The 7,101-nt window shown below is 67.2% G+C and carries 6 protein-coding genes; 2 read left to right on the forward strand and 4 right to left on the reverse strand.

Annotation, left to right across the window (positions count from 1 at the left end):
* Positions 1-94 precede the first annotated feature (94 nt).
* Together V3B30_RS21930 and V3B30_RS21935 are read right to left on the reverse strand one after the other, a co-directional pair.
* Positions 95-1,021, reverse strand: coding sequence for a c-type cytochrome (locus tag V3B30_RS21930; RefSeq protein ID WP_262083935.1), 927 nt, complete (start codon positions 1,019-1,021; stop codon positions 95-97).
* On the reverse strand, positions 1,018-2,364 hold the full coding sequence (locus tag V3B30_RS21935) for a cytochrome c (protein ID WP_262083934.1): 1,347 nt from the start codon (positions 2,362-2,364) through the stop codon (positions 1,018-1,020). The genes V3B30_RS21930 and V3B30_RS21935 overlap by 4 nt, the downstream gene beginning before the upstream one ends.
* Positions 2,365-2,549: 185 nt before the next feature.
* Between V3B30_RS21935 and V3B30_RS21940 the strand changes: the two genes are divergently transcribed.
* Positions 2,550-3,668 (forward strand): alpha/beta hydrolase, encoded by a 1,119-nt coding sequence (locus tag V3B30_RS21940; RefSeq protein WP_262083933.1) that lies wholly within the window; start codon positions 2,550-2,552, stop codon positions 3,666-3,668.
* 82 nt (positions 3,669-3,750) lie between these two features.
* On the opposite strand, the gene V3B30_RS21945 is transcribed toward V3B30_RS21940, so the two are convergent.
* Positions 3,751-4,890 carry an MFS transporter gene (locus V3B30_RS21945; protein ID WP_100471941.1) on the reverse strand — a complete coding sequence of 380 codons (1,140 nt, stop codon included), beginning with the start codon at positions 4,888-4,890 and terminating at the stop codon, positions 3,751-3,753.
* 288 nt (positions 4,891-5,178) lie between these two features.
* Complete coding sequence (locus tag V3B30_RS21950; RefSeq protein ID WP_049461316.1) at positions 5,179-5,880, reverse strand: pirin family protein; 702 nt, start codon at positions 5,878-5,880, stop codon at positions 5,179-5,181.
* Positions 5,881-6,020: 140 nt separating this feature from the next.
* Between V3B30_RS21950 and V3B30_RS21955 the strand changes: the two genes are divergently transcribed.
* Positions 6,021-6,941, forward strand: a complete 921-nt coding sequence (locus V3B30_RS21955; RefSeq protein WP_262083932.1) for a LysR family transcriptional regulator — start codon at positions 6,021-6,023, stop codon at positions 6,939-6,941.
* Positions 6,942-7,101 lie beyond the last annotated feature (160 nt).

Here is a 7,101-nt window from a genome sequence, read left to right on the forward strand (position 1 = left end):
GGGAAGCCCCGGAGTGTCAGCAATGCCAATGACATCGGCATGACGTGAATATGCAGGAACCGTGTTGTGGGACGGCCCGCACCCGCCACTTGCTTCAGTAGCGCGCGTCCTTGGGTTTCGGGTCGCGCGGCCAGTCCTTGGCCTTGTTGGCGAAGTCCGGCCGCGGCTGGTTGATGAAGTAGCTGGCGATGTCCACCGCATCCTGGTCGGGCATCACCTGCTGCCCCAGTGGCGGCTCGCGGGTCACCGCCGGCGGCATGTTGTGCTTGACGAAACCGGCCGCTTTGTACAGGCGCGCCATGCCGGCGCCAATGTTGAAGCTGTGGTCGCCCCACAGCGGCGGGAAAGCGATGTCTCCGCTGGCGTCGCGCCGGCCTTCGCCGTTGTCGCCGTGGCAGGCAGCACACTGCGCGGCGTACAGTGCCTGGCCACGGATCGGGTCCGGCGTCAGCGTGTTGTTGATCGGCCCTTCGCTGGGAGCAGCCACGCGCGCGCCGTCCGGCACCGGGCTGCTCAGCCATGCCATGTAATCGAGCATCGCGCGCATCTGTGGCGAGTCCTTCGGCAACGGCTTGCCGTTCATCGAACGCTGCAGACAACCGTTGATGCGCTCGGTCAGCCCGATGACCTTGCCGGGGCGCGGCATGTAGCGCGGATAGGCACCACCACCGGTATTGAAGTAGTGGTTGCCGAAGGGCCTCTTGCCCTCGGCCAGGTGGCATGAGTTGCAGTTCAGATCGTTGCCGACGTTGTCCGGCAGCAGGCGCGCGGTTTCGTTGAGGATGCGGCGGCCGAGCATCACCGATTCGGCATTGCCCAGCCCGGCGATCTCCTCGGCGCTGGGTGCGTGGTAGTGCCCGACCACCTTGCCCTGCGCATCGAGGATATCGATCGTGCTGGCTACGGCAGCATCCAGGTCCGGGTACAGGTGACGGTAGGCGAGGGCGCTGGCACCGGCCAGCAGCACCACGGTGATCGCACTACCGATCAGCCGGCGGGAACGTTTGCGCGAGCGCTTCATCGTGCAGTCTCCTGCGGAACGTAATGCACCGGCTTGTCGCGCACCACCCGGCGCATGCGCGCCACATCGACCTCGCTCACCGCGCCGGCCTGGTTGCCCCAGCTGCTGCGGATGAAGGTCAGGATCTGTGCCAGTTGTGCATTCGGCAGCTGCTCGAAGCCAGGCATGGTGAAGGCCATGCGGTCGTGCGGGGTATGCGGCGTGCGTCCGCCGATCAGGGTCACCTGTACCAGTGAACTGGGATCATCGGCGAACACGATCGAGTTGCCGGCCAGGGCCGGATAGACGCGGGGCATGCCACGACCGTCGGCACGGTGGCAGGCCTGGCAGTGCTCGGCATAGGCGAGCGAACCGGCAACACGGTAGTCGCCGCTGCGCAGTGCGGCCGTGGTGGTGTCGGTACCGGGTGACCACTGGGCACTGCGGCCCTCACGCGCGGGCAGCTGTTTCAGGTAGCGCGCCATGGCCAGCAGGTCAGCGTCGGACAGGTACTGCGTGCTGTGCTCGACCACGTCGGCCATGCCACCGAAGGCCGCCGAGCGATCGGTGCGTCCGGTACGAAGGAAGTCGACGATCTCACCCTCGCTCCAGCTGGCCAGGCCGGTCGATTCATTGCGCAGGTTCTTCGCGTACCAGCCTTCCAGCACCGAGCCGGACAGGAACTGGCGGCTGCCATCATCGGCCATCGCCTTTTCCTGGAACGCCAGCCCGCGTGGCGTGTGGCAGGCGCCGCAGTGGGCCAGGCCTTCCACCAGTTCGGCGCCGCGCTGCTGGACGGCATCCAGCGCTGGATCCGGGCGGAAGCTGCGCGGGCGTGCAAACAGCATTTGCCACCAGGCCAGTGGCCAGCGCATGTTGGCCGGCCATGGAATGGTGCTGTCGGCGTTGTCCTGTTTCACCGGCTGCACCGAACCCATGAAATAGGCGTACAGCGCCTTGATCTCGGCATCGCTGGCGATCACGTACGAGGCGTACGGCATCGCCGGATACAGCGGCTGGCCATCATGGCGGATGCCACGGCGCACCGCGCGTTCGAAGTCGGCGTAGTCGTAGGCACCGATGCCGGTGTCCGCATCGGGCGTGATGTTGGTCGAGTAGATCGTGCCCATCGGTGTCTGCATGCCCAGGCCACCGGCGAACGGCTTGCCGCCCGGCGCGGTGTGGCACGCCGCGCAGTCGGCGGCGCGCGACAGGTACTGCCCCTGCGCGATTAGCGCCGGGTCGTGGATGTCGACCTGCGCCATCTGCCGCGGTGCGAACCAGTAGGGCGTGCTGCGGGCGATGCCGTAGGCGGCGGCCACCGTGGCGGCCAGGGCAATGGCGAGCTTGAACGAGGTGCGCATGGCGGCACTGTGGGCAATCCCGCATGCGTGTTCATTGATCCGGATCAATGACTGAACGGATACGGCTTGTACACCAAGCTGAATCGTTCCTGCGCTGTCATCAAGTCGTCATCCGTGCGCGATAGATGACCGGCCTATCGGGGAGTTAACGTCTCGGCCTGCCTGATTCACCCCTATGACGTCATATGAAGCGCCTGCTGCTGTTGTTGCTGGCGTGCGCCGGCCTGTGGCTGGCTGCATGCTCCTCCTCGATGAATGCCGCATCCACCTCGCTCGCCGATCGGCTGATTGCGCCAGGTGGTGTGTCGACCCTGCTTGATCGTCCGCGCATCGCCGCGGCCATTGCCGAACTACCGAACCGCCATGGCTTCGCGCCGGGCCGCGATGGGGTGCCGATCTTCTGGCGTGTGTTCGATCCCGGCGATTACGGCGCGCGTTACCACTACCTGCCGCAGCGCCACGAGAACGGCCTGCCGCTGGATACCGGCCTGCGCGTGGCCGTGCCGCAGCCGTTCCAAGCGCAGGCGCCGCGCGGCACCGTGGTGCTGCTGCATGGCTGGATGATGAACGGTGATTCGATGCTGCCATGGTCGCTGCAGCTGGCCGAATCCGGCTATCGCGTGATCACCCTCGACCTGCGCAACCATGGCCAGTCCGGTGCCGGCCCCTCCGGCTATGGCACCTATGAATCCGATGACGTGGTCGATGTGATCGGTGAGCTGCGCGCGCGCGGCGAAGTGACCGGGCCGCTGTACCTGTTCGGTGTGTCCTACGGCGCGGCCACGGCGGTTTTCACCGCCGACAAGCTGGGCGACCAGGTGCAAGGCGTGGTGGCGATGGAATCGTTCGCCAACGCTGGCGTGGCGATCCGTACCATGATCCCGCACCTGATGGGGCTGCAGCCGGAGGGCCTGAAGGCGCAGGCGGTGGCCTCGTACGCGCGCTGGCGCTATGGCGGCCAGGACATCAACCAGGTGATCGCCGCCGCCAGCCGCCGCATCGACGTCGATCTGGACCGCGTGGACGTGGCGCGTGCGCTGGCCGATACCCACGCCTGCGTGCTGCTGCTGCACGGGCAGGGCGATCAGCATATCCCGGTCAGCCAGGGGCGCGAGCTTGCGCAGGCCAACCCGCGCGCGCACTACATCGAAATGCGCGGCGAGGATCACATCACCCTGCCGTTGCGGCTGGACCTGCTGGCGGGGGTGGTCGATGACTGGATGGCGCGCGACGAGCACCATCCGCAGAGTGCCTGCCCGGCCCCACAGCTGCCTGCCCAGGCCGAGTGGCTGGCGCGCAGCTGAGAAAAAGGGGACGGAGGGGATTAAGTCGTTTCCCGCACACTTGCGCTAGAAACGACTTAATCCCCTCCGTCCCCTTTTTCTGTCAGGCCACCCGTCTTGCCAGCGAGCGCGCAGACGCCGCGACGCCCAGCAGCAGCGCGGCCACGCACAGGAAGGCGAAGCCGAGGCTGGTGGCGTGTGCCAGTGCGCCGATCGCTGCCGGGCCGGCGAGGATGCCGGCGTAACCCAGCGTGGTCACCGCGGTGATGGCGATGCTCTCCGGCATCACCCGCTGTTGCCCCGCCATCGAGAACAACGCCGGCACGATGTTGGCGCAGCCCAGCCCGACCAGTACGTAGCCGGCCAGCGCCACCGGGAACGACGGTACCAGCGTGGCCAAGGTGAAGCCGGCTGCAGCGGTGATGCCACCGATGACCAGGGTGCGGGTCCGGCCGAGGCGCTCGACGATGCCGTCGCCGAGCAGGCGCATCGCGGTCATCGCCAGGGTGAACAGCGCGAAGCCGGCACCAGCCTGGTCACGCGGCACCTGCCGCACGTCGGTGAGGAACACCGCGCTCCAGTCCAGCATCGAGCCCTCGGCGAGGAACACCACGAAGGCCAGCACGCCGATGAACAGCACCACGCCGTGCGGCAGCGCCAGCAGTGGGCCTTCGTGCAGTATCCGTTGCGGGCGCCAGTGCGGTGCCGACAGCACCGCGACCAGCAGCAGTGCCGCCACCGAAACCAGCGCGGCCAGCCACAACGGCGTACCCAGGATCAGCAGGCCGGTCATGCAGCCGGCACCGACGAAGCCACCGATGCTGTAGAAGGCGTGGAAGCCGGACATCATCGCGCGCCCGGCGTCGCGCTCGACCGCTACGGCCTGCATGTTCATCGCACAATCCAGCGCACCGACGCCGGCGCCGAACACGAACAGGGCCGCACCCAGTGCCACCGGCGAGGGCGCCAGCACCAGCAAGGGCAGGGCACACAGCATCATCGCGCAGGTGATCACCATCACCCGGCGGCAGCCCAGCCGCCCCGTCAACGCACCTGCCAGCGGCATCGCCAGCAACGAGCCCAGGCCGAGGCACAGCAGTACCGCGCCGAGGCTGGCATCGGACAGCCCGGCCTTGGCCTTGGCAAAGGGCACCATCGGCGCCCATGCGGCCGTGGCGAATCCGGGAATGAAGAAGGCGGCGCGGGTGGCGTGCTGCTGGGCACGTGGGGATGAAGGCGTCATGCGCGATGCGAAGCTCCAAGGATCATCCATGAAAACGTTTTCAGGTCGTGTCGGCAAGTGCCAAACGTGACATCGGGTGACGCATACGAATGCAGTGACCTGAACACGTGACCCGGGATTGACGCACCGTGCGGACAGTGGCGACACGGTCGGCATTCCGCCGGCCGCTGTCGGAGGCCTGTACATGAGCACGACGGTGGTGATCCGGAAGGCGCCGCTGGCCAGTACGTCCGGTGATGTTCTGCACAGAAGCGCCCGCGATGTTCTGCAGCATCGCGGGCGCTACGGTTACAGCGGCAGGTCGAACACCAGCACTTCGGCATCATTGCCGTTTTCCAGGGTCAGCTGCGCTTCGTCGCTGACCTGCAGCGCATCACCGGCTTCCAGGGTGATGCCATTGACCTGCAGCTGGCCGCGGGCTACCTGCACATAGGCGCCACGGCCGTTGCCGAGCGCGTGGTGGAGCTTCTGGCCACCATCGAGGATGGTGGCGAAGATGCGGGCATCCTGGTGGATGCGCAGCGAACCATCGGCACCGTCTGGCGAGGCGATCAGGCGCAGCTGGCCGCGCTTGGTCTCCGGCGCAAAGTGAGTCTCCTCGTAGGACGGCGTGATGTTCTCGGTGTCCGGGAAGATCCAGATCTGCAGGAAGTGCACGGTCTCGTCGGCCGAGTGGTTGAATTCACTGTGGCTGACACCGCTGCCGGCGCTCATGCGCTGCACGTCGCCGTAGCGCAGCACCGAGCCGGTGCCCATCGAGTCCTTGTGCTCCAGCGCGCCGCCCAGCACATAGGAAACGATCTCCATGTTGCTGTGGCTGTGGGTGCCGAAGCCCTGGCCGCCAATCACTTTGTCTTCGTTGATCACCCGCAGCGGGCCGAAGCTGACGTAGCGGGGGTCGTAGTAGTTGGCGAAGGAGAAGGTATGGCGCGAGGACAGCCAGCCATGCTCGGCCAGGCCACGGGTAGCGCTCTTGCGGATCTGCAGCATGATGGAATCTCCTTGTTCGATGTTTTCGATGGGGCGGGGTGGGCTGGTAGTCGCCGTGTTTCCCCGTTGGAGAGAAGTATCCGCTTGCGCCTGGGGTTTGAAAAACGGATAGTTTTGACAGTCATCATCGAAAAATTCGAATGCTCAAGCTCAGCCTCGATGCCCTGCAGATCCTGGACGCCATCGACCGCCGCGGCTCGTTCGCCGGCGCCGGCAAGGCCCTGCACAAGGTGCCTTCGACCATCTCCTACACCGTGGCCAAGCTGGAGGAAGACCTCGGCGTCCAGTTGTTCGACCGCGTCGGCCCGCGTGCCGAACCGACCGAGGCCGGACGCGCCCTGCTGGACGAGGGGCGGCATCTGCTGCGCGCGGCCCGCGAGCTGGAGCTGCGGGTGCGTCGGGTGGCGTCGGGCTGGGAGACCGAACTGACCCTGGCGGTGGACTCGGTGTTCCCGACCTGGCTGCTGGGGCCGGACATCGCGGCGTTTCGTGAGGCGGAGGCGCCGACACGGCTGCGGCTGATCGGCGAGGCCCTGTCCGGCACCTGGGAGGCCCTGCTGGACCGCCGCGCCGACCTGCTGGTCGGTGCACCGGGCGAGGGACCCAGTGGCGGCGGCTATGTGGTCGAGCCGCTGGGCACGGTGGAGTTCGTGTTCGCGGTCGCGCCGGATCATCCGTTGGCCAACGTGCCGGGCGTGCTCGGTCGCGAGCAGCTGGTCGAGCACTGCGCGATCGCCGTTTCTGATTCGGCGCGGCGGCTGCTGCCGCGCACGGTGGGCCTGTTGATGGGGCAGGAGATGCTGACCGTACCGGACATGGCCAGCAAGCTGAAGCTGCAATGCCAAGGCGTGGGCTTCGGCTTCCTTCCCGAGCCGTGCGCGCGCGCGGCGGTGGCGCGGGGCCAACTGGTGATCCGCGAGGTGGAGGAGCACAAGCCGGAGGAAACCTTCTGGCTGGCCTGGCGCACCGGTGAGGATGGCGCCGCACTACGCTGGTGGCGCGAGCGCCTGCGCAGGCCGGGGCTGCTGTCGCAGTGGTGGCAGGCAATGGCCAAGGGGTAGGGGTACGGCAGGGCTGCGCCCTGCACCCGCTACGAGCTGGAGCAACAGCAACAGCAGAAGCTGGTTTCCTGAGGGATGGCGGGGTGGGTCCGGTTGCGGGAGACGCCGTAAACCCTTCCGTGGGGGCTTGGCCGCGGCATCCATGCCGCGGACACTCCCG

Origin of the sequence: Stenotrophomonas sp. SMYL41 (assembly GCF_036319965.1) — a bacterium.
GTDB lineage: Bacteria > Pseudomonadota > Gammaproteobacteria > Xanthomonadales > Xanthomonadaceae > Stenotrophomonas > Stenotrophomonas maltophilia_R.